Source organism: Nocardioides deserti (assembly GCF_014266025.1).
GTDB lineage: Bacteria > Actinomycetota > Actinomycetes > Propionibacteriales > Nocardioidaceae > Nocardioides > Nocardioides deserti.
This window is the reverse complement of the sequence record NZ_JACMYC010000004.1, coordinates 404769-425952: the sequence shown is the minus strand read 5'-3', so window position 1 is coordinate 425952 and position 21184 is coordinate 404769. Positions and strand designations below refer to the sequence as shown.

Annotated in this window: 17 protein-coding genes and 1 tRNA gene; 8 read left to right on the top strand and 10 right to left on the bottom strand. The window is 73.4% G+C overall.

Annotation, left to right across the window (positions count from 1 at the left end; genetic code table 11):
* Positions 1-69: 69 nt before the first annotated feature.
* Positions 70-879: a sigma-70 family RNA polymerase sigma factor gene (locus H7344_RS09985; protein ID WP_186345845.1), complete on the top strand. Its 810-nt coding sequence runs from the start codon at positions 70-72 to the stop codon at positions 877-879.
* On the opposite strand, the gene H7344_RS09980 is transcribed toward H7344_RS09985, so the two are convergent.
* The 3 genes from H7344_RS09980 to H7344_RS09970 are packed head-to-tail and all read right to left on the bottom strand — an operon-like array spanning position 818 to position 3848.
* Entirely contained in the window at positions 818-2062 is a 1245-nt protein-coding gene (locus H7344_RS09980) for a cytochrome P450 (protein WP_186345844.1), read from the bottom strand. The two genes, H7344_RS09985 and H7344_RS09980, sit on opposite strands and share 62 nt — an antisense overlap.
* A gap of 28 nt (positions 2063-2090) precedes the next feature.
* A complete protein-coding gene (locus H7344_RS09975) occupies positions 2091-2753 on the bottom strand; it encodes a response regulator transcription factor (RefSeq protein WP_186345843.1) in 663 nt (220 codons plus the stop codon).
* 51 nt (positions 2754-2804) lie between these two features.
* The gene (locus H7344_RS09970; RefSeq protein WP_186345842.1) at positions 2805-3848 is read right to left on the bottom strand and encodes an adenosine deaminase; all 1044 of its coding nucleotides are present in this window, start codon (positions 3846-3848) and stop codon (positions 2805-2807) included.
* 83 nt (positions 3849-3931) lie between these two features.
* On the opposite strand from H7344_RS09970, the gene orn reads away from it, so the two are divergent.
* The gene (gene orn, locus H7344_RS09965; RefSeq protein ID WP_186345841.1) at positions 3932-4567 is read left to right on the top strand and encodes an oligoribonuclease; all 636 of its coding nucleotides are present in this window, start codon (positions 3932-3934) and stop codon (positions 4565-4567) included.
* 43 nt (positions 4568-4610) lie between these two features.
* Positions 4611-4686: transfer RNA gene (locus H7344_RS09960), tRNA-His, on the top strand.
* Between the two features lie 202 nt (positions 4687-4888).
* On the opposite strand, the gene H7344_RS09955 is transcribed toward H7344_RS09960, so the two are convergent.
* The 4 genes from H7344_RS09955 to H7344_RS09940 form a co-directional block, all read right to left on the bottom strand.
* Positions 4889-10993, bottom strand: a complete 6105-nt coding sequence (locus H7344_RS09955; protein WP_186345840.1) for a LamG-like jellyroll fold domain-containing protein — start codon at positions 10991-10993, stop codon at positions 4889-4891.
* A gap of 86 nt (positions 10994-11079) precedes the next feature.
* Entirely contained in the window at positions 11080-11895 is an 816-nt protein-coding gene (locus H7344_RS09950) for a HoxN/HupN/NixA family nickel/cobalt transporter (protein ID WP_229706883.1), read from the bottom strand.
* A 1-nt stretch (position 11896) separates the two neighbouring features.
* Positions 11897-12586 (bottom strand): hypothetical protein, encoded by a 690-nt coding sequence (locus H7344_RS09945; protein ID WP_186345839.1) that lies wholly within the window; start codon positions 12584-12586, stop codon positions 11897-11899.
* 299 nt (positions 12587-12885) lie between these two features.
* Positions 12886-13056 carry a hypothetical protein gene (locus tag H7344_RS09940; protein ID WP_186345838.1) on the bottom strand — a complete coding sequence of 57 codons (171 nt, stop codon included), beginning with the start codon at positions 13054-13056 and terminating at the stop codon, positions 12886-12888.
* Positions 13057-13222: 166 nt separating this feature from the next.
* Here H7344_RS09940 and H7344_RS09935 point away from each other — a divergent pair, with 166 nt between their 5' ends.
* The 5 genes from H7344_RS09935 (at position 13223) to H7344_RS09915 (ending at position 17943) form a co-directional block, all read left to right on the top strand.
* Positions 13223-14710, top strand: coding sequence for a mannitol dehydrogenase family protein (locus H7344_RS09935; protein ID WP_222130448.1), 1488 nt, complete (start codon positions 13223-13225; stop codon positions 14708-14710).
* Positions 14694-15455 (top strand): HAD family hydrolase, encoded by a 762-nt coding sequence (locus H7344_RS09930; protein ID WP_222130447.1) that lies wholly within the window; start codon positions 14694-14696, stop codon positions 15453-15455. The genes H7344_RS09935 and H7344_RS09930 overlap by 17 nt, the downstream gene beginning before the upstream one ends.
* The gene (locus H7344_RS09925; protein WP_186345835.1) at positions 15452-16513 is read left to right on the top strand and encodes a CDP-glycerol glycerophosphotransferase family protein; all 1062 of its coding nucleotides are present in this window, start codon (positions 15452-15454) and stop codon (positions 16511-16513) included. Before H7344_RS09930 ends, H7344_RS09925 begins: the two co-directional genes overlap by 4 nt.
* Positions 16514-16562: 49 nt before the next feature.
* Entirely contained in the window at positions 16563-17180 is a 618-nt protein-coding gene (locus tag H7344_RS21165; protein ID WP_222130446.1) for a helix-turn-helix transcriptional regulator, read from the top strand.
* A 256-nt stretch (positions 17181-17436) separates the two neighbouring features.
* Positions 17437-17943 carry a DUF222 domain-containing protein gene (locus H7344_RS09915; protein WP_186345834.1) on the top strand — a complete coding sequence of 169 codons (507 nt, stop codon included), beginning with the start codon at positions 17437-17439 and terminating at the stop codon, positions 17941-17943.
* 10 nt (positions 17944-17953) lie between these two features.
* Here H7344_RS09915 and H7344_RS09910 read toward each other — a convergent pair whose 3' ends face one another.
* The 3 genes from H7344_RS09910 to H7344_RS09900 all read right to left on the bottom strand — a co-directional run bounded on the left by H7344_RS09910 (position 17954) and on the right by H7344_RS09900 (position 21159).
* On the bottom strand, positions 17954-18385 hold the full coding sequence (locus tag H7344_RS09910) for a hypothetical protein (RefSeq protein ID WP_186345833.1): 432 nt from the start codon (positions 18383-18385) through the stop codon (positions 17954-17956).
* Positions 18386-18541: 156 nt separating this feature from the next.
* On the bottom strand, positions 18542-19066 hold the full coding sequence (locus tag H7344_RS09905; protein WP_186345832.1) for a GNAT family N-acetyltransferase: 525 nt from the start codon (positions 19064-19066) through the stop codon (positions 18542-18544).
* On the bottom strand, positions 19063-21159 hold the full coding sequence (locus H7344_RS09900; RefSeq protein WP_186345831.1) for a penicillin acylase family protein: 2097 nt from the start codon (positions 21157-21159) through the stop codon (positions 19063-19065). The genes H7344_RS09905 and H7344_RS09900 overlap by 4 nt, the downstream gene beginning before the upstream one ends.
* Positions 21160-21184: the final 25 nt, after the last annotated feature.

Sequence of the window (21184 nt, the reverse complement as noted above, 5' to 3'; positions counted from 1 at the left end):
GCAACGTCGAGTGCGTGCCCGGACACCGGGCCGCGGATCGCACCCCACTCGGAAGGAGGCGGACCGCCCATGCACACGCCCCACACCGCTCTCGGCGTCGACCATCGCACGGTGTCGCGCGAGGAACGCTCCCGCCGCACCGCCGACCTTCTCCGTCGAGCCCAGGAGGCGACCGGCAGCGAGCGCGACGCGCTCCTCTCCGAGGTCGTGCTCCTCAACCAGCGCGTCGCCGACGCCGTCGCCAACCGCTACCGCCGTCGCGGCATCCCGCTGGAGGACCTCCAGCAGGTCGCCTACGAGGGACTGGTCAAGGCGGTCCACCGCTTCGACCCGACCGTGCGCGACGACCTGCTGACCTACGCCGTCCCCACCATCCGCGGCGAAATCCAGCGGCACTTCCGCGACCAGGGCTGGATGGTCCGTCCGCCGCGCCGCGTCCAGGAGCTGCAGCGCGACCTGACCATGGCCACCGACCGGCTCGAGCAGGAGCTCGGCCGCGAGCCGACCGCCGAGGAGGTCGAGGCCGAGCTGGGCATCACGCCCGAGGAGCACCGCGAGGCGCTCCAGGGCCTGGGCTGCTTCCAGCCGACGTCCCTCGACCAGCCGGTCGGCAACGACGCCGGCACCAGCCTCGGCGAGGTGCTGCCCCAGGAGCCCGACGAGGGCGCCGCCGAGGCGCGCGCCGTCCTGGCCCCGGTCATGCGTGGGCTGTCCGAGCGGGACAAGCGCGTGCTCTACCTGCGCTTCTACGAGGACCAGACCCAGCGCGAGATCGGCGACGAGCTCGGCGTGAGCCAGGTCCAGGTCTCCCGCGTGCTCACGCGGATCCTGGAGACGATGCGCGACCAGATCGGCGCGGAGCACCCGCCGGCACCCTGACGACCAGCCCGTCGCGCGGGGTCGTCGGCATCCGGGTCAGGTCGACCGCCGGGTCCGCCACCTCGTAGGGCACGCCCGCCAGCACCCGCAGCGTCGCCTCGAGCACCCGCAGGGTCAGCGACTCACCCGGGCAGCGGTGGCCGGCCGGGTGACCACCGCCCTGGGGCACCAGGTCGAACGCGCCGGGCGCGTGGTCGAGGAACCGCTCCGGGCGGAACTCGTGCGGCGCCTCCCACCGGGCCGGGTCGTGGTCGATGCCCATGATGTCGAGGACGAGCCGGTCGCCGCGTCGCACGCGCACGCCGTCGATCGTGGCGGGCCGCGTGGCCCGCGCCGCGAGCACCGGGGCGAAGGGCGTCGTCCGGCGCACCTCCTGGGCGAAGGCCATCCGGGCCAGCTCCTCCCCCGGGTCGGCGAGCCGCTCGCGCCATACCGGCAGGTCGGCCAGGCGCAGGGCGGCGAAGGTGCCGAGCCACGACACCGCGATGGTGGGACGCAGGATGTTGCCCAGCTCGACGCCGGCCGTGCGGTCGTCGGCGTCGATGCTCCGCACGAGCCGCGCCGCCGGGGCGTCCGCGCCCGTGCCGGCGCGCCCGGCGCGCAGGTCGGCGGCCAGCCCGGTCGCGTACCGGTCCCACCACAGCCGGGAGGCCCACCCGCGGACGTAGGCCGGGCCCGCGAAGCCGAAGCCGTCGACCTGCTGCGAGAGCCGCCGCGCGACCGTGTCGGCGCGGTCGTCGTCGAGGTCGAGGCCGGCCCAGGCCAGGACCGCACGGCCGTACGCCGACACGAGCGTCGGGTGGACCGAGACCTCGCGACCGGGCCAGGTCGCGGCGGCCCCGTCGAGCTCCTCGGCGACGCGGGCCACCAGCGGGCCGAGCCCGCCGGCGGAGAGGACGTCGACCATCGCCCGCTTGCGGTCGCGGTGCGGGTCGCCGTCCATGCCGTGCAGCGCGCCGCGGCCGAAGAGCAGCCACGCCAGCGGCGGCGGGACGACGCCCTTCCGCTCCGCGGCGGACTCGTCGTAGAAGAACCGGACCCCCGGCTCGCTGCGCACCACGACCGCCCGGCGGCCGACCAGCCGGGTGGCATGGGTGCCGGCGTCGGGCGGTACGCCGTGGGCGGCGCGGTCGGCGGCGACGGCGTCGTACCCGTGGCGGAGGAGGCGCAGGCTGAGGTCCATGCGCGCCCGGTGTCCCGTCGGGCCGCGGTCAGTCCACCGACGCGACCCGGCGGACCTTGTCGGGCGCGAACCCGTGGCTCATCCCCCAGCCGACGGCTTGGGCGCGGCGGGTCACCCCCACCTTGCGGTAGGCGGTGCGGATGTAGGTCTTGATCGAGTTGATCGACAGGTAGGTGCGCTCGGCGATCTCCTGGTTGGAGAACCCCTGGGTGATGAGCGCGAGGATCTCGGACTCCCGCGGGCTGAGGCCCTGCTCCTTGCCCGGCCAGGCGCCGTCGGTCAGCAGGTCCGGCGTGCCGTCCACCTGGCCGTCGGGGCGCACGACGTCCCCGTCGCGGACCTTCTCCAGCGCGGCGACGATCTCCTCCGCCCCCACGGCCTTGTGCAGGTAGCCCGCGGCTCCGCGCCGCAACGTGCGGTCGACGACGTCGGGGTCGGTGTTCCAGCTGTAGACGACGACCTTGGTGCCGGTGTCCTGGCAGTCGAGGAGCCCGTCGAGGTCGACGTGCTCCGCCTCGCCCTGCGCGAAGGTGTCGAAGAGGACGACGTCGACCTCGCTGGCGACCGGCAGCCCGCTGTCCATCTCGACGACCTCGACCTGCTCGCTGAAGGGTGCGAGCATCGCGGCGAGACCAGCGACGACCAGCTCGTAGTCGTTCGCCACCGCGACTCGGATCGGCTGCACGGACATGCTGGCCAGCATAGGACCGTCCGGCCGCGCAGGCGCCTGCTTGCGGTCAGGTCACCGCGGCCGGGTGCCGTCGGCGACGTACGCGTCGATCTCGGCGAGGACCCGCGTCTTGACGGCGTCCTCCGCGAAGGAGGCGCGGACGGCGGTGCGCGCGAGGTCGGCGACCCCGTCGGTGTCGAGGTCGAGCAGCTCCGCGGCGATCTCGTACTCCCGGTTGAGCGTCGTGCCGAACATCGGCGGGTCGTCGGAGGCGATCGTCACCGTCACCCCGGCGTCGCGGAACGCGGTGATCGGGTGCTCGGAGAGGTCTGCGACGGCGCGGGTGGCGATGTTGGAGGAGGGGCACACCTCGAGCGGTACGCCGGTCTCGGCGAGGTGGGCGAGCAGCGCGGGGTCCTGCGCCGCGGACGTCCCGTGGCCGATCCGCTCGGCACCGAGGAGGCGCAGCGCGTCCCAGACGGTCTCCGGGCCGGTGGTCTCGCCCGCGTGCGGCACGGAGTGCAGGCCCGCCGCGCGGGCAGCGTCGAAGTGCGGCTGGAACTGCGGGCGCGGCACGCCGACCTCCGGACCGCCCAGGCCGAAGCCGACCAGGCCGTCGGGCGCGTGCTCCAGCGCGAACCCGAGCGTGGCGTCCGCGCTGGGCAAGCCGGCCTCGCCGGGGATGTCGTAGATCCACCGCAGGACCAGCCCGAAGTCGCGCTCAGCCGCGACCCGGGCGTCCTCGATCGCCTCGGTGTATGCCTCGATCGCCATGCCGGGCTCGGGGTCGTGGGGACGCACCGAGGTGTACGGCGTGCACGTGAGCTCGGCGTACCGCAGCGACTGCCCCTCGGCCATCTCGCGGGCGACCTCGTAGGTCACGTAGCGGATGTCCTCGGGCGTGCGCACCAGGTCGACGACGGCGAGGTAGACCTCGATGAAGTGGGCGAAGTCGCGGAACTCGTAGAAGCGGCGCAGCTCGTCGATGTCGCTCGGCACCGTTCCGGGGTGGCGGGCGGCGAGCTCGGCCACCATCCGCGGCGACGCGGAGCCGACGTGGTGGACGTGGAGCTCCGCCTTGGGCAGGCCGGCGACGAACTCGGGGGTGACGCGCATCCCCGCATCCTCCGCCCGGGCCGGAGCGGCGGCCAAGTCGCCGGCGGCGCCGTCGTCGGTGGCTGCCCGTAGGGTGACCCCTCGTGAACGACCGACTCGTCTGGATCGACTGCGAGATGACCGGCCTCGACCTGCGCGCGGACGCGCTGATCGAGGTGGCGGCGCTCGTCACCGACTTCGAGCTCAACGTGCTCGGCGAGGGCGTCGACATCGTGATCCGCCCGCCCGACGAGGCGCTGGACCAGATGGGCGACTTCGTGCGCAGCATGCACGAGAGCTCCGGGCTCCTGGCCGAGCTGGAGAAGGGGGTCACGCTCGCCGAGGCCGAGGAGCGCACGCTGGCCTACCTGCGCGAGCACTGCCCGAGCGGCAGCCGGCCACCGCTCGCGGGCAACACGGTGGGCACCGACCGCGCGTTCATCTCGCGCGACATGAGCGAGCTCGAGGGGTTCCTGCACTACCGGATCGTCGACGTCAGCTCGATCAAGGAGCTCTCGCGCCGGTGGTACCCCCGCGCCTACCACCAGGCGCCCGCCAAGCGCGGCAACCACCGCGCGCTCGCCGACATCCGCGAGAGCATCGAGGAGCTGCGCTACTACCGCGAGGCGGTCTTCGTCCCGCAGCCCGGCCCGGACTCCGACACCGCACGCACGATCGCCGCCAAGCACGCCGGCGCCCTCGCCGGCGTCGCCGACCCGGATTCCGCGGCGGGCGCCTGAGTCCCGTATGCTTCTCGCGGCCTCCGAGCTCTCGGAGGACATGGTGGGTATAGCTCAGCTGGTAGAGCGCTGCGTTGTGGTCGCAGATGTCGCGGGTTCAAGTCCCGTTACTCACCCCAGTGCCGCACGGCACCAAGCGAGCCCCTGACCGGAGTCCCGGTCAGGGGCTCGCTGCGTCGCGGTCGGCGCCGCCGCGTCGCCACTGGTCGGTGCAGCGCCGGCACGCCCGTCCGCGGGACGAACCGACCGACCGGCCGCCTTCCCCGAGGAAGGCGGCCGGTCGTGGGTGGTAGCCGGCAGGAGTGCCAGGACCGGGAACCGTCAGCGCACGCGCCTCTGGTTCGTCAGGTCGCCCTTGTGGGCCTTCTGGGGGGCGACCTTGACGACGTAGGTCGTGAAGGCCCGGCCGTTCCTGTCAGTGATGCGGAACGTCCTGGCGCCGTTGCCGTCGAGCCGGCCGGTCCTCACGAGGTGGCGCTTGCCGTCCTGGACGCGGAACAGCTTGGCCCGGGCACCGGCTGCGACGTCGCTCGTCCTGACCGTGACGACGTCGCGCTTGCCACCATTGTTCGCACCGAACAGCTTGGCGACGATCCGCTCCTTGACCGGCTGGCCGGGCTGGCCGGGCTGGCCGGGCTCGCCGGGCTCGCCGGGCTCGCCGGGGTCACCGGGGTCGGTCGGGCCGCCCGGCGTCGTCGGCGCGGGCTGGCCCACGGCGAGCACGAACGCCCGGGTCGAGGGTGCGTGCCCGCTGTCACCGCCGTACTCGGCCGTCACCACGTGGTTGCCCGGAGGCGGCAGCACTGCCCGGTTGCAGGTAGCCGTCCCGTCCACCACCGGGGAGGAGCACAGCTCGTCCTCGCCGAGGAGGAACCGGACGACCCCGGTCGCCGAGGCGGGGGTGACCCGCGCGGTGAACGTCGCCCCCTGGCCGAAGGTCGCGTCGACGTCCTCGGCCGCGACGGAGGTCTGGACGCGCACCGGCTGGGCGACCGCGGTCACCCGCACCGTGCGCTCGGCCTGCGCCTGGTTGCCCGTGGCGTCGCTGACCGAGTAGAGCAGCGTGTACTGACCGACCTGGGTGGTGTCGACCGAGCCGATCACCGTGACCTTGTCGCTGATGTCGCCGTCGGCGTCGTCCGTGGCAGTGACATCGCCCAGCGGGTCGAAGTCGGAGCCTTGGGGCACGCTCGTGGCCGCGGGGAACTCAAGCACCGGAGCGGTCGAGTCCGTGCCGGCGACCGTCGCGACGAAGACGCCACCGAACTGGTCGGCCGTCCCCAGGTCCTCCCCCGAGGCGCTCGTGCTGGTGGCGGTCCAGGCGTACGTCGTGCCCGTCTCCAGCCCGGACCACGTCACCGAGGCCGGGAAGCCGGACGCCCGGGTGGCCGTCCCGATCACCGTGTCGGTGGGGGTGACGACCGTGAGCGCGTCGGTCTTGAACGACGTCGTCCGCGTGGAGAGGTCCACCGGGATCGTGAAGTTGTCCTCCGCGCCGTTGTACCGGGCCGACGTGTCGTACGGCGTCGCCCCGAACTCGTCGAGGAACGGCGAGTACGTGTCGACCGACATCGTCGACTCCAGGGTGTTGAACTGCAGGAGCCGGAGGAAGCTGGCTCCGAACAGCAGCTGGTTGGTGCCGGCGTGGTCCGCGGTCCCGTCGCCGTCGACGTCGATCGAGCCGTCGGGCTGGACCACGCAGGTCGGGCAGTTCTCCTCGGTGAAGATCTTCCGGACCGGGACCTGGTAGGCCTGGTAGTCCGCGAGCATCTCCACGACCTTGTGCGAGACGGTCGGGCCGTGGAAGGTCTGCAGGTTCGTGCCGACCCCGTGGTAGTGCCCGGAGAGCACCAGGAACACGTTCGGGTTCGACGCGACCACCTGCCGGAACAGCAGGCTGCCGTCGGCGGTGACCTCACCGTCCCGGCCGGCCGGGTCGGTCGAGGGGTTGACGTACCCGTGGGTCAGCAGGATGCCGTTCCGGTCGCTGTAGCGCTCGAACACCGAGCTGGCCCAGGTCCCCTCCTCCTTCGTGACGCCGTAGGAGAGCCCGACGGCGACGAAGTCGAGGCCACCGGCGGAGAAGAGGACGTAGTTGTTCTGGTTGTCCTCGCCACGGACGGCGACGGTGCCGTCGTCGTCCGTGGTCTCGTCCCAGGCGTGGTACGACGCACCCGCGGGCCAGCCGGACGCCTCTTCGTAGAAGTTGTCAGCCGAGAACGCGCGGCTGAACGTCGACTGGGCACCGGTCTCCTTGCCGATCCGGTTGTCGTGGTTGCCCGCGACCACCTGGTGCGGGATCCCGCTCTCCGCCAGGCGCTCGGTGACACCGGTCGCGAACTCGAACTCGGCGTCGATCTGCCCGCCGAGGCCGGGGTAGAGCAGCTCGCCCTGGGCGTCGGTGCTCTGGGGGTCAGCGGTGTTGCTGTTGATGAGGTCCCCGGTGTTGCCGGCGAAGGCGATCTTCTTCTCGTCGGCGTTGTCGACCGTCCAGTCCGCGATGCCGCGGTAGGCAGCCGCCCACAGCGCCTGCTCCTGGGCCGTCATCGTCCCGGGGTGGTCGGGGCTCGCCGGCCACTGGAAGTCGCTGCCCGTCGCACCCTCGGCGAGGAACTGCGGGTCGCTCCAGTGCACGAAAGAGAAGTCGTAGTCCTCCGGGTCCTCGAACCGGTCCTTGTTCGCCGGCAGGCCGGCCGAGGCGTCCCGCGGCGAGAGGTCGTCGGCGAAGGGGTCCTCGGCGACGACCATCACGTGCACGACGCCCGCATCGACGTGGTCGTCGGTGATGCGAGCCCGCAGCACGGTGTCACCGACGGCCTGCCCACGCGTGCTGGCGAGCTCGGTCCATGCCGAGGCGGCGGTGTCCCACGCCAGCAGCGTCGCGACGCGCTCCGGGTCGACGACGCCGCTCCACTCGACGTGGCGCCCGCTCTCGGCGTCCGGTACCGCCACGTCGTACCGCTGGAACGGCAGCTGGCCGTGGCTCGAAGGCGAGTCGGCCGTCTCGTCGTCCTCGACGAGACGGCCCGTGACCTGACCGCCCTCGCCGTACGGGAACTCCAGCGTGGAGGGAATCATCGGCACGACGCCCTGGACGCCGCCGCTGGCGACGCTCGCCTCGGCTGCCCGGAACGTGGTGGTGACCTCCGCCCCGGCAGGGTCCTCGGCGACTGCGGACAAGGTGACCTGCCCGCCGCCCTGGCCGGTCTCGGTGCCGCCGGCCCTCGGGATCGCACTCGAGGTGAACGGCACCGTCCAGGCCAGCTGCCGGCCGAACATGTCGGTCGCAGAGATGGCGATCGCGTGGTCGCCGGCGGCCAGCCCCGCGCCGATCCGCTCCCCGGGCTGCACGGGACGGCCGTCGAGCGTGTAGCGCCACCCGGTGGCCGCTCCCTGGTTGGTGAAGGCGGGCGAGAAGACCACCGGTCGTTCGAGCCGCTCGCCGGCCGCCGGCCGGCTGGCGTCGAGCGACACGTCGACCCGACGGGCCCCGAAGCCGTCGTAGTTGAGCCGCGAGACCTGCTTCGGCCTGAGCGCGGACGACCAGATGCGGGCAGCCGCGACCGCGGAGTGCGACGGGAACTCGGTGAAGCCACCGGCCTTGATGTCGGAGCCCACGGCGAAGTAGCGGGCGTCCCCGACGGGCAACCCGGGCGTCCCCGTCACCGACGCCGCGGCGACCTGGCGTCCGTCGACGTAGAGCCGGATGGTGGAGCCGTCGTAGGTCGACACCGAGGAGTACCAGACACCGGACTGCAGGGGCGGCGAAGTCACCGAGCGGTAGGCGCCGTCGATGTGGAACGCCGCTCGCAGGCTGGAGCCAGTCATGTAGACGCTGTAGCCACCGCCGTTCTTGCCCGAGCAGAGGTCCCGCTCACGAGGCACCGGCAACGGGTCGTTGAACCGGAAGTCGCACTGGATCGACGCGCCCCCGAGGATGTTCGGGGTGTGCCCGGCGTCCCAGGCGTCCTCCATCGGGTAGATGATCGAGTCGGTCTGGCCGTTGAAGGTGGCCACGGACCGCCCGAGGGCGGGGTCGGTCACTGCGCTGGCGCGACCGGTGATCAGCGGGATCCGCCCGGCTGCACGGTCGGTGAACGTGCCGTCGCTGAAGTCGACGTCGAGGACGTCGGCCTCGGGGACCTCGGTCGCGGTGGTGGTGCGCTGCTCGAGGAGGGCCACCTGCTCGGCGTCCAACGGCGTGCTCCACAACCTGGCGGTCGCCACCGAGGCCTTGGCGAAGAACTGCGCGTTGCCGCTGGAGTTGTTGTCCCCACCGACCGTGAAGAACGTGCCGTTCGGCACGGTCGCTCTACCCGGGTGGGTGGTCGCCGCGGCCAGCTCGCCGTCGAGGTAGAGCCGGATGTCGCGCCCGTCGAAGGTGCCCACCACGTGGTACCAGGTGTCGGCGACGATGGGAGCCGACGCGGCCCGGTAGCCGCCGTCGATGTGGACGCCCCACCGGACCTGGGAGGTCCCACCGGGGACGTACAGGCTGTAGCCGCCGGCCTCCTTGCCCGAGCAGACCGCGTGCTCACGTGTCTGCGGCAGCGTGCCGTCGAACCGGAACCAGCACTCGAGCGTGATCGAGTCGGTGATGTCGTCGGCGCGCGTGGTGTCCCAGGCGTCGGACATCGGGTAGACGATGCCGTCGCGCGCCCCGTCGAAGGCTGCGGTGACGTGGTCGATGTCGTCGTCGGCCCGGTAGCGCGGTGCACCGAAGACGGCCGGTTCCCGGTTCGCCGCGTGGTCGGCCGGCGAGCCGTTGGTGAAGTCGACGTCGAGGAGGTCGGCGGTCGGCACCGTCACCGGTCCGCCCGGCTCGCCCGGCTCGCCCGGCTCGCCCGGCTCGGTCGGGTCAGGGTCGGTCGGGGCCCCAGGAACCAGGGCACGGTGGATGTCGCCGACCTGGTCGTCGGTGAGTGCCCGGCTGTACACACGGGAGAGTGCGACCGCACCGTGGGCCCAGCCCTGGGCGACGCCACCGGCCTTGATGTCCGCGCCGATGCCGAAGTGCTGTGCGGCGGCGGCGGGGGCGCGCAGAGCGCCGCCGACCTGGGCCACCCCCGAGAGCCGGCCGTCGACGTACAGCGCCAGCTTCGTGCCGTCGTAGGTGCCGACGACGTGGTACCAGGTGTCGGACTTGATCGGTGCCGAGACGGACCTGTACGTGCCGTCGATGTGGCCGGCCCACCGGATGACGTCGGTGTTGTTGGCGACGTAGAGGCTGTAGCCACCGGCCTCCTTGCCCGAGCAGAGGTTGTGCTCGCGGTCCACAGGAACGCTGCTGTCGAACCGGAACCAGCACTCGACCGTGACCGACCGCGTGATGTTGGCAGGGTTGGTGCCGTCCCACGCCTCCTGGAACGGGTAGGTGAACCCGTCGGCCATGCCGTCGAAGGTCGCGACGGTGCGTCCGAGGATCGGGTCGGTTGCGAAGCCCGGCGCGCCGTACGTCGTCGCGGTCAGGTCGTTCGCGTCGTCGGTCGCGGCACCGTCGGAGAAGTCGACGTCCAGGACGTCCGCCTCGGGCAGGCCGTCGGCGGGCTCGCTGGGTGCCGGCTCCGTCGGGGTCGGCTCGGTCGGCTCGGTCGGCTCGGTCGGCGCCGTGGGCGCCTGCGCCGTGAAGAGGTCGGCGACCTGGTCCGGGGTCAGCGCCTCGCTGTAGATGCGCGCGGCGGCGATGGTGGCCGGCGCGAACGCCTGGGCGACGCCTGCGGCCTTGATGTCCGAGCCGATGCCGAAGTAGCGCGCTGCCTCCCCGGGAACGGTGGCTCGTCCGGCGTAGGAGGTGGTGCTCACCAGCTCGCCGTTGACGTGGAGCTCGAGGTCGGCACCGTCGTAGGTCGCCACCACGTGGTGCCATGCGTCGGCGACGAGGGGTGCCGACGCGGTGCGGTAGCCGCCGTTGATGTGGACGCCCCAGCGGACCACCGAGGAGTTGGCGGGCACGTAGAGGCTGTAGCCGCCGGCCTCCTTGCCGGAGCAGAGGTTCCTCTCGGTGCTCGTCGGCAGGCTGTCGTCGTAGCGGAAGAAGCACTCCACGGTCACCGACCGGGTGATGTTCGCAGCCTGGTTCTCGTCCCAGGCGTCACCCAACGGGTACGTGTAGGCGTCGGCGGTGCCGTTGAAGCTGGGCACGGCACGCCCGATGGCAGGGTCGAGCGCGTACGTCGGGGCGCCGACGGTCGTCACCGGGCGGTTCTGTGCCCGGTCCGTCGGGGTGCCGTCGGAGAAGTCCACGTCCAGCACGTCCGCGACCGGCAGGTCGGTCGGGGCCGATGCCTGCTCGGGGTCGACGCTCGAGGTCCCGGGGGCCGCCTGGGCCGCCACGGCGGACAGGCCTCCACCGACGACCAGTCCGGCGAGCACCACGGCCATGAGCTGCCGCCAGGTCCAGGCCCTGCCTTGTTGTCGTGTCGTCACGACGTCTCCTTCTGAAGTTCTCGGGCTGAGGTGTATCGGGCTGACACGCCCAGGGGACATCCACTGCGGCTGCTGCTCGGGAGATCTCAGGTAGCCGACAGCTGCATCACCGCGAGTGAGGTGATGCCGCAGCCGAGGAGCGCGATGCCCACGGCTGCGAGTGCGGGGGCCACCGTCGTGGCCAGGCGGAAGGCGGCGCGGGACTCGGCCGCCCGCACGACGAGGCTGCGACCGCTCAGCGCGAGGAGCCCGACCACGAACAGGACGAACGCCAGGCCGAGGCCGAAGCAGATCACCAGCACGAGCGCCAGCCCGGCGCGGCCGGAGAACAGGCCGGTCACCAGCACGGTGAATGCGGCCGGCGAGGGCGTCAGCCCGCCGGAGATCCCGAGCAGGGCGAGTCCGGGTCGGGACGTCGGGGCGGAGCTGCCGTGACCGTGCCCATGGCCGTGCCCGTGGCCGTGGCCGTGGCCGTGGCCGTGACCGTGCCCGTGCGGCTCCCCCGAGCGGATGGCACGGAGGTGTCGATGGAGCAGCCACAGCCCGGTGCCGACGACGAGCACCCCGGCGACCATCTGGAGGCTCGTGGTGAGGGTCTCCATCTCGACCAACGAGGAGAGGGAGAAGAAGGTCCACGCGACGCCCAGCACCAGGCAGGAGAGCGTGTGCATGACGGCGACCGACCCGCCCAGCCACAGCGCGTCCCTGACCCGGCCGTCCGAGCCGACCAGGTACGCCGCGGCCAGGGTCTTGCCGTGGCCGGGAGCCAGTGCGTGCGCGGCTCCGGCGACGACCGCCACGACGACGGCGACGGGAGCGAAACCGGGTGAGGTCACGTAGTGCTGGAGCTCCTCGGCCGGAGCGGCGAGGTCCATGAGCCACGGCAGGAGGGGTCCGAGCACCTCAGCCCACCCGTTCCTGGCGGCTGGAGCCGCGGCGCCGGTGCAGCTGCGCGAGGCCGGCGACCAGACCGATCCCGCCGACCACCGCGCCCATCTGCACAGCGGCGCTGCGGCCGGTGGCCGCCTCCTCGGCCGTCGCAGCGAACGTCCACTCGTGGACGGGGTTTTCGGAGTCGTAGACCGCCCGCTGGCCGCGTAGGCCGGTGGCGAGGGTCCGGTACGCCGGGTGCAGGTCGGTCAGCATCGTGACCTCGACCTCGGCCGACGTGACCGGATCGGCGCAGGAGTAGCCGATCAGGACGCCCTGGTCCGCCACCTCGTCCTTGCGGAGGATCTCGCCGGTGCATCCGCGCTCGTCGCTGTGGACGAGGATCCGTTCGAGGAGGTAGGCGTCGAACCTGGCCGAGGCCTGCAGGACCGCGGCGTCGGAGTCCTCGAAGATGATGGCGCCGTCCAGCATCACGCGCTCCTCCGGCACCAGACCGAGACCGATCGCGAGGACACTCAGGTCGTCGGTCATCCCGACGTTCCACCGCACCAGGACCCGGTGCGGATCGCTGTCGTCGCGGCTCACCTCCACCGTCTGCGGATCGCCGAAGGGATGCGCCTCAGCAGGTGTGGTCACCGGTGTGCCGACGATGGTGAACAGGACCACGACGGCCAAGGAGAGGCAGCGCAGCATCGAAGGCACGGGGGCGTCTCTCCAGGTGTAGGCAGGCAGAAGCGGCGCCGATCGGCGGGTGCCGACCGGCGCCGTCGAACAGTCCCGGGCCTGGGTGAACGGCCCGTCCCCTGATGACCAACGGGAGGCCTACTACCGCCGAACGACTCGCTCGCACTGCCTCGGAGGAGGGGCCCGCACTCCTCCGAGCCGTGCGCTCCTCCGCCCGAAGGGGACGTCGCGCGCCCCTACCGGCTGCCTACGTGCTGGTCGTCGCGACCGGCGCGCGCCCGGCTGCGTGCAGCCGGGCGGTGGCGTCGGTCACCGGCTCAGGTGTTGTAACGGGTCCAGGTCAGCACCGCCACGATGAGCGCCACCGCGACGACGAGGCCGACGACGGCGATGATCGCCGGGAGCCGGCGTCGGGGCTGGCCGCCTATCGGGTGGTTGGTCGAGGGCAGGCGGTCGGACTCGGGACGGTTGGGGTGCTCGTTCGACATGCACCCCCGGTTCCCGGCCGGCGCGACGGCAGCCGTCCGGCCGGCCTGCGGTCGCCGCCCAGCGGATGACCACAGGGTGAACGGTCGATGTCTGGGCGGCGGCGATCCGGGGTACCTAGGGGCTCCGCACCTCCCGTGCCGGGTCCTGTCCCCAGGAGGTTCTCCGTTGCTCCATCCGACCCCGACCCCTGTGCTGCGCGGCGGCACGCGGGCGCCGGCGGCCGCGCTCCGCCTCAGCCTCGACACGGTGCGGACGCTCCCGCCTCAGGTCGCCCGCCCGACGTACGACGTCGGCTCGCTGCGCGCAGGGGTGGTGCACCTGGGCGTGGGGGCGTTCCACCGCGCCCACCAGGCCGTGTACCTCGACCGCCTCGCCGAGCTCGGCCACCGCGACTGGGGCGTGCGCGGGATCGGGCTGCGCAGCAACAGCCACCGCGAGGAGCTCGCCGCGCAGGACCACCTCTACACCGTGGTGGAGCTCGGCGCCGGCGAGCCGCGGGCGCGGGTCGTCGGGGTGCTGCGCGACTACCTGCCCGCCGGCGGCGCGGCCGAGACCGCGGCCGCGGTCGCCGCGCTGGCCGACCCGCTGACGCGGCTGGTGACCCTGACGGTGACGGCGCCGACGTACGCCTGCGCGACCTCGGCGCCCGGCGCGCCGTCCACCGCGTTCGAGCTGGTGGCCCGGGCGCTGCAGGTGCGACGACGCGCCGGCCGGCCGCCGTTCACCGTGCTCTCCTGCGACAACCTGCCCGGGAACGGCGCCGCCGCCCGCCGCTGCGTGGTGGAGGCCGCCGAGGCGCTCGACCCGCGCCTGGCGCTCTGGATCGAGCAGCACGTGGCGTTCCCGTCCTCCATGGCCGACCGGATCACCCCGCCCACCGCGCCCGAGCACCGCCGGATGCTGCGGCAGGACCTCGGCGTCCACGACCGGGCCCCCGTGGTCACCGAGCCCTTCAGTCGGTGGATCGTGCAGGACTCCTTCGTCGGCGACGCCCCGCCCCTCGCCGAGGCGGGGGTCGACCTGGTCACCGACGTCCGACCGCACGTCGAGGCCAAGATGCGGCTGCTCAACGCCGGCCACGTCGCGCTCGGCTTCCTCGGCGCCGCCACCCGGCACGGGACCACCGACGAGGCGATGGCGGACCCCGCGACCGGCACCCTGGTCGAGCGGATGCTCGCCGACGAGGTGTGCCCGCTGCTGGACCCCGTCCCGGGCCTGCACCTGCCGTCGTACCTCGGCGAGGTCCTCGACCGGCTGCGCAACCCGGCGATCGCCGACCCGCTCGGCCGGCTGCGGCGACGCGGCTCGGTGCGGGTGCGCAACTACGTCCTGCCCTCGCTCGAGCGGGCCGTCCTCGAGGGCCGCCCGCACGCGCTGCTCACCGACGTCGTCGCGGCCTGGGTCGACCAGCTGCGCCGGGCCGCGCTCGCGCTGGAGGAGGGACGCGCCCGCTCCGCCGACCTGGCCGACGAGCTCGCCGACCCGGCGCTCGCCGACCTGCTGGGCCCGGCTTCGCGCGCGGCGCACGACGTGCGACCCTTCCTCGCGGCCGCCGCAGGCTTCGAGCGGCTGGCCACGCGGCCGACGTTCGTCGCCGCGCTCCAACGAGCAGTGACCGACAGGGAGGTGGGTGCGCGTGCCGCAGCCTCCTGACCTGCGTGCGGTCCGGACCCTGCTGCTCGACGCCGACGGCAACCTCTTCGCCTCCGAGGAGCCGGCCTTCGCAGCATCGACGGGCGTGACCAACGACCTGCTCGCGCACCTCGGGTCCGACCGCCGCTGGGCGGCCCCGGACCTGCAGGCGGCCGCCCTCGGGCGGAACTTCCGCAGCCTGGCGACCGACCTCGCCGCCGAGCTGGACGTCGAGCTCGACGGCGACGACCTCGAGCGTTGGGTCGCCCGCGAGCAGGACGTGGTCACGCGGCACCTGGCCGGCACGCTGCGACCCGACCCGGCGGTGACCGAGGCGTTGCGGCGGCTGGCCCAGCGCTTCGAGCTGGCCGTCGTCAGCTCGAGCGCGCTCGGCCGGCTGGCCGCGTGCTTCACCGCCGCGGAGCTCGACGACCTCCTGCCGGCGGCCGCGCGCTACAGCGCCCAGGACTCCCTGCCGGCCCCCACCAGCAAGCCGGACCCGGCCGTCTACCTCCACGCGCTCGAGCAGCTGGGGCTGGCCGCGCACGAGGCGCTCGCCGTCGAGGACGCCGTCTCCGGTGCCCGTTCCGCCGTCGCGGCCGGCATCCCCACGGTCGGCAACCTCGTGTTCGTGCCCGAGGCCGAGCGCGCCGAGCGCCGCGAGGCGTTGCTGGCAGCGGGCGCTTTCGAGGTGGTGGACGGGTGGGCCGACCTGGTCGCCCTGCTCGACGCGAGCCGGCCCCGGGCCGAGGAGGTGCCTGCGTGAGGATCGTCTGGAACAGCTTCCACGGCCGCTTCTCCGACAACCCGCGAGCCCTGTGGGAGCGGGTGCACGACCGCCCCGGCCACGAGCACGTCTGGCTCGCCGACCAGGCGCACCTCGCGGCGTTCCCCGACGGCGTCACGACGGTCGACATCGACTCCCCCGCCGCGCGCGAGGCGCTGGAGTCGGCCGACCTGCTGGTCGCCAACACCCACACCGAGGTCGAGTGGACCAAGCCGGCGGCCACGACGTACGTCCAGACCTGGCACGGCACGCCGCTCAAGCGCATCCACCGCGACGTGCTGTGGGCGCCCGAGGGCCGGCTGGACCGCCTCGACCACGACGTCGCCAGGTGGGACCTGCTGCTCTCCCCCAACGCGGTGAGCACGCCGCGGCTGCGGGGCGCCTTCGGGTACGACGGCGAGGTGCTCGAGTCCGGCTACCCGCGCAACGACCTGCTGTCCTCGCCCGCGGCGCGCGACGTGGGCGCTCGGGTGCGCGCCGAGCTCGGCATCCCGGGGTCGGCCACGGTCGTGCTCTACACGCCGACGTGGCGCGACGACGAGGCCTTCGCCGAGGACCGGCCCGAGGTGGCGCTCCGGCTCGACGTCGAGCGGTTCGCGGCGACGCTGGGGCCCCACCAGGTGCTGCTCGTGCGGGCCCACAACATGGTCACCGGCCGGTCGCGGATCGCGGCCACCCCCGGCGTGCACGACGTGTCGTACCACCCCGACGTGCGCGACCTCTACTGCGCCGCCGACGTGCTGGTGACCGACTACTCGTCGACGATGTTCGACTTCGCGATCACCGGGCGGCCGATCCTGCACTACGCCTACGACCTCGAGCGGTTCCAGGACTCGGTGCGCGGATTCTACTTCGACCTGCTGCCCGAGGCGCCCGGGCCCGTGCTGCGCACCGAGGACGAGCTGCTCGCCGCGCTGGGCGACCTGGACCGGGTCGAGAAGGAGCACGCCGAGCGGTACGCCGCGTTCCGCGCCCGCTACACCGCGCTCGAGGACGGCCGGGCGACCGACCGGGTGCTGGCGCGGCTCGGGCTCTGACCCTCGTGTCCACAGGGATGCCGCTCCGACGGGTGGGCACCGGCCGGGCATGTCGACCACGCCGCTGACCGTCGGCATCATCAGCCCGTACGAGCTCGTGCTCACCGGCCTGTCGGCGATGCTGCGGCGCCACCCGTCGCGGGTGACCGTGTGCGACACGTCCGCGTCGGACGGGCACCTGGCCGGCCTCGACGTGGTGCTGTACGACGCCGCCGGGCTCGACCCGGTCGACGCCACCGGCGGCAGCGACCTCGACCACCTGGTCCGCAGCAACGCCCGCGTCGTGGTGCTCGCCCGCCCGCAGGAGCCGGCCCTCGCGGCGGCCGCCCTCGAGCACGGCATCGCCGGCGTCGTACGCATGGACGCCTCGACCGCCGAGGTCATCGACCTGGTGGCCCGCGTGGCCCGAGGCGCGCCCGGCGGCAGCCCCTCGACGCGGCACGTCGACGCCAAGCTCCTGTCGCTCCCCCAGGGCCTGACGGTGCGGGAGTTCGAGGTGCTGGGGCTGGTCGCCGCCGGCCTCTCCAACGCCGAGATCGCCGAGCGCCTCTACGTCAGCATCAACACCGTCAAGACCTACGTCCGCGCCGCCTACCGCAAGATCGGAGTCGACCGCCGCGCCCAGGCCGTCGTCTGGTGCGCCCACCACGGCGTCGCCGCCAACTGACCCCTCCCCGCTGGTCGAGCAGCGAGCCCTCGGCGAGCGTCGGCGAGACCTCCGCCAGCCGACCTTTGGCCTGCGGGCCGTGGGTGGTTGCGGTGGAGGCAGCGATGAGGACGGGGGTACGCCGTTGGTCGCGGCTGCTTCCCTGCTCGCGGCTGGCGAACTCAACGCGAAAGCGGCTGAGGTTCTTGTCCGAATAGTTAGCCTGAACTGGGGAAACAATTCCTTCGTTGTCGGTGGTCACTGCTTGAGTAGACCCATGGCCAAGGACTCCCGACACAGCGCGCACCCGGTGTGCCGCGCGGTCGCGAAGTCCCGCAAGAAGGCTTGCACCGCGGCCGGTGCGCAGCTCTGGACGATGTCCGACGACGAGGTCGCGGCAACCCTCCTCGAAGCCACGCGACTGCGTGCCCAGGTCGAGGCGCTCGAGCTGCGTCTGGCCGCCGAGGCCGGCCGTCGGGCGGTCGGGGACCGGGTCGGCGCGACGGACACCGCGTCGTGGTGGAGCCACGAGACCTGCCAGGACAAGCCGGCTGCGAAGCGCCGCATGCGCCTCGCCGAGTTCCTCGACCGCCACACCCCCACCGCGGCCGCACTCGCAGAAGGTGCGATCAGCACCAACCACGCGAAGGTGATCGCCGAGTGCGTCGAAGTTCTCCATCCCGACCATGCAGGGCGCGATGCTGAAGAAGATGCTGCTGGCGTTCGCGGCATCGAAGCACCAGGTCAGCAAGAAGGCCGAAGAGGACGCACCGGAGGTCGCTGAGCGTCGGCCGTCACCGGAGCGCCTGGGCGACGCGTTCTGCGAGCTCATCGAACGGCTCCCCGCCCACAGGCTCCCGAAGCTCGGCGGGGTCAACGCCTCCATCGTGGTGCTGATCGACTACACCGGGCTGAAGAGCGACGTCGGCCGCGCGGTCCTCGAGACCGGCGAACCCATGTCCGCGTCCCTCGCCCGGCGAATGGCGTGCGAGGCAGGCTTGGTCCCCGCCGTCCTGGGCAGCCGGTCGGAACTCCTCGACCTCGGCCGCACCGCACGGCTCTTCAACGGCGCTCAGCGCCTCGGCCTCGTCCTCACCCAACGGGTCTGCACCGCACTCGGCTGTGGCTGGCCCGCACACCTGTGCCACGCCCACCACGACGACAGCTGGCTCTCCGGCACGGTTCGAGACCACCATCCACCCCGACAACCACGTCATCTTCCACATGCGGACCTAGACCAACGCACCCGCCCGCCGACCGCAACCACCCGCCGATCCCCTCCCTCACCGCGACCACAACAGTCGACCCGCGCCCACCGCGAGCCGACGAGCAGCCGCGCCCAAGCGTCTCGACCACGGCGGCGCGCGACCACCCCTCACGACCTAGCGGCCGGCGGCGGCACGGGGAAGGAAGGCCAGCTGGGCGGGCTTGGTGGAGAGCTGCACGACCGGTCCGAGCTCGAAGCCGAGACGGCGGACGAGCGCGACGGCCTTGTCGTTGCGGGCGTCGGGCTCGACGACGAGCCGCTGCACGGCGGGGTCGGCGAAGACCTCGCCCAGCAGGAAGTCGACGACCTCGGCGGTGAAGCCGTGGCGCACCGACGTGGCCGGCGCGAGCATGAAGTGCACGCCGAGGTCGCCCGGACGGACGTCGTACGTCGAGCCGACCTCCTCGGCCGTGGGCTGGTAGTCCTGCAGCAGCGCGACCGCGGTGTCGTCGCCGTCGCGGACGAACCACACGTGGTGGGTCGGCTGCTCGTCGAGCCAGGTGTAGATCTCGCGGACCTCGTCGAGGGCGTGGTCCTGCATCATCCAGAACTGCGCGCGGTCCTCGACGACCCACGAGTGCAGGACCTCGCTGTCCCGGGCGGGGTCGAAGCGGTCGAGGCGGAACGACGCGGACGTCACGGGCGGGTCTCCTCGGTTAGGCGGTCCCAGTCGGTGACCACGGGGGCCAGGCGGCCGGCGGCCCACAGCGGCAGCTGGTCGCGGGCGTGCGGGCTGGCGGGGTCGCCGGCCGCGCCGAGCGGGACGACCCAGGCGCTGGCCTGGCGGTCGGCCAGGTCCCAGACGTACCGCGCGACCGAGCCGCGGTAGCACTCGTCGGTCCACCCTGGCACCGAGCCCGTGCACCGCACGCAGTCGCTGTCGCCGTCGATCGGCAGCCGCGGGAGCGGTGGCGGCCGGAGGTCGTCGTCGGCGACCTCGAAGGCGTGCACCGGCGTGGCGACGTGGGTGGCGCCCCAGGTCGCCGGGTGGCCGGCCGCGTCGTCCAGCGCGTCGCAGGCGATCCGCCGCAGGTCCAGGCCGAACGGGGTGCCTGCGGCGGCGAGGGTCTCGAGCGCGTGGCCGATCCGGCCGACGGGGTCCATCCAGGGCAGGAAGACCAGGTCGTGGCGCGGGTCGGCGAAGGGCGCGAATACCGGCTCGGCCGCGATCCGGCGCACGAGGGCTGAGCGCCAGGCCGCGAAGGCGGCCGCCCCGGCCGAGCCCGCGGTCATCCGGCCGTCCCAGGCGAGGATCGCGTCGCGGACCGCGACACCCGCCGGCGAGGGCTCCTGGTCCTCGACCAGCGAGTCGCGCAGCGCGAAGGCAGGCAGGAGCAGCGCGTCGTCGTGGATCGCGGCGAAGTCCTCGCCGGTGAGGCCGGACCGGCCGTCGAGCAGGGTGGCGATGCGGCGCGCACGGTGCGGCGGGGCGAAGGCGGTGCCGACCGCCTCGCTCTCGGGGCCGCGCCGCTCGTTGGCGGTCACGACCTGCCCGTCGGGAGGTACGTCGTGGCGCGGGAGCGGCTCGAGCCAGCCCGTCCAGGCAGTGACCGGGTCGGCGGCGTCGACGATCCCGCGCCGGTTGGCGTCGGGCCGCAGGGGGATGCGCCCGGCGAGGCGGTACCGGACCGCGCCGCGGCTGTCCGCGACCACCACGTTGTTGACCGGCTCCACCCAGCGGTCGAGCGCCGCGTCGACGTCGTCCACGCTGCGGGCGCGCAGCAGCGGCAGGAGCGCGTCGAAGCCCAGGTCACCGAGCACGTCGGAGGCGAACCGGACCGACAGTCCGGTCCCCTCCTCCACCGATCCCTCGAAGACCGGTCCCCGCGGGGTGACGACCACCTCGACCGGCTCGTCCGCCGCGCCGCGCACCGCGATCGTCTCGACGCGGCTCCGCACCGGCTCCCAGCCACCCGGGCCCAGCGCCTCGGCACCGGACTCGACCCCCGCCAGCGAGCCGTCCGCTCGCCGCAGCCGCTCGTCGTACACGTCCTGGTAGTCGGCCATGCCGTTGGTGATCGCCCACGCCACGTCGCCGGCGTGCGCGAAGTGCTGCACGCCCGGGACGCCGGGGAAGGCGAAGCCGACCACGTCGAAGGCGTCGTCGGGGTCCTCGCACGCCAGCCGCACCTGCATGTAGCCGCCCGGCGCCTCGATGACGCGGTGCGGGTCGCCGCCGACGAGGGGCGCGCCGGAGGCGGTGCGGTCGCCGCCGACGGCCCATGCGTTCGACCCGCTGGCCGACGGCCCCTCGTGCGAGAGCAGCCGCGCGTCCTCGCCGAGGACCTCGCGCGCCCGGTGCGCCCACAGCTTCCCGGGCAGGCTGGCGAAGAGCAGGTGCTGGGCGAGGAAGACCGCCAGCGGCGTCCACTCCTCCCACGGCTGGGCGTCGGTGTCGAGCCGCTCGAGCTCGTGGACGGTGCCGCGGGTGGCGTCGAGGCCGTCGTTCACGCCGCGGACGTACGCCGCGACGAAGGCCCGCGTCTCGTCGGCGAGGCCGGCGTGGGCACGGCGGGCGACGTCGACGAGGCACGTGCGGCGGGCCAGCCGGTCCCAGGGCAGCGCCGGCGCGCCGAGCACCTCGGCGGTCGTGCCCGTGGCCCGGCGCCGCAGGTGCTCGAGCTGCCAGGCCCGGTCCCGCGCGGTGACCTCGCCCTGCCCGTGGGCGAGGTCGGAGACCGAGGTGGCGCGCACGTGCGGCACGCCCCACGCGTCGCGGTAGGTGCGGGCCATGAGCCCGGACCCTAGCGAGCGGGTC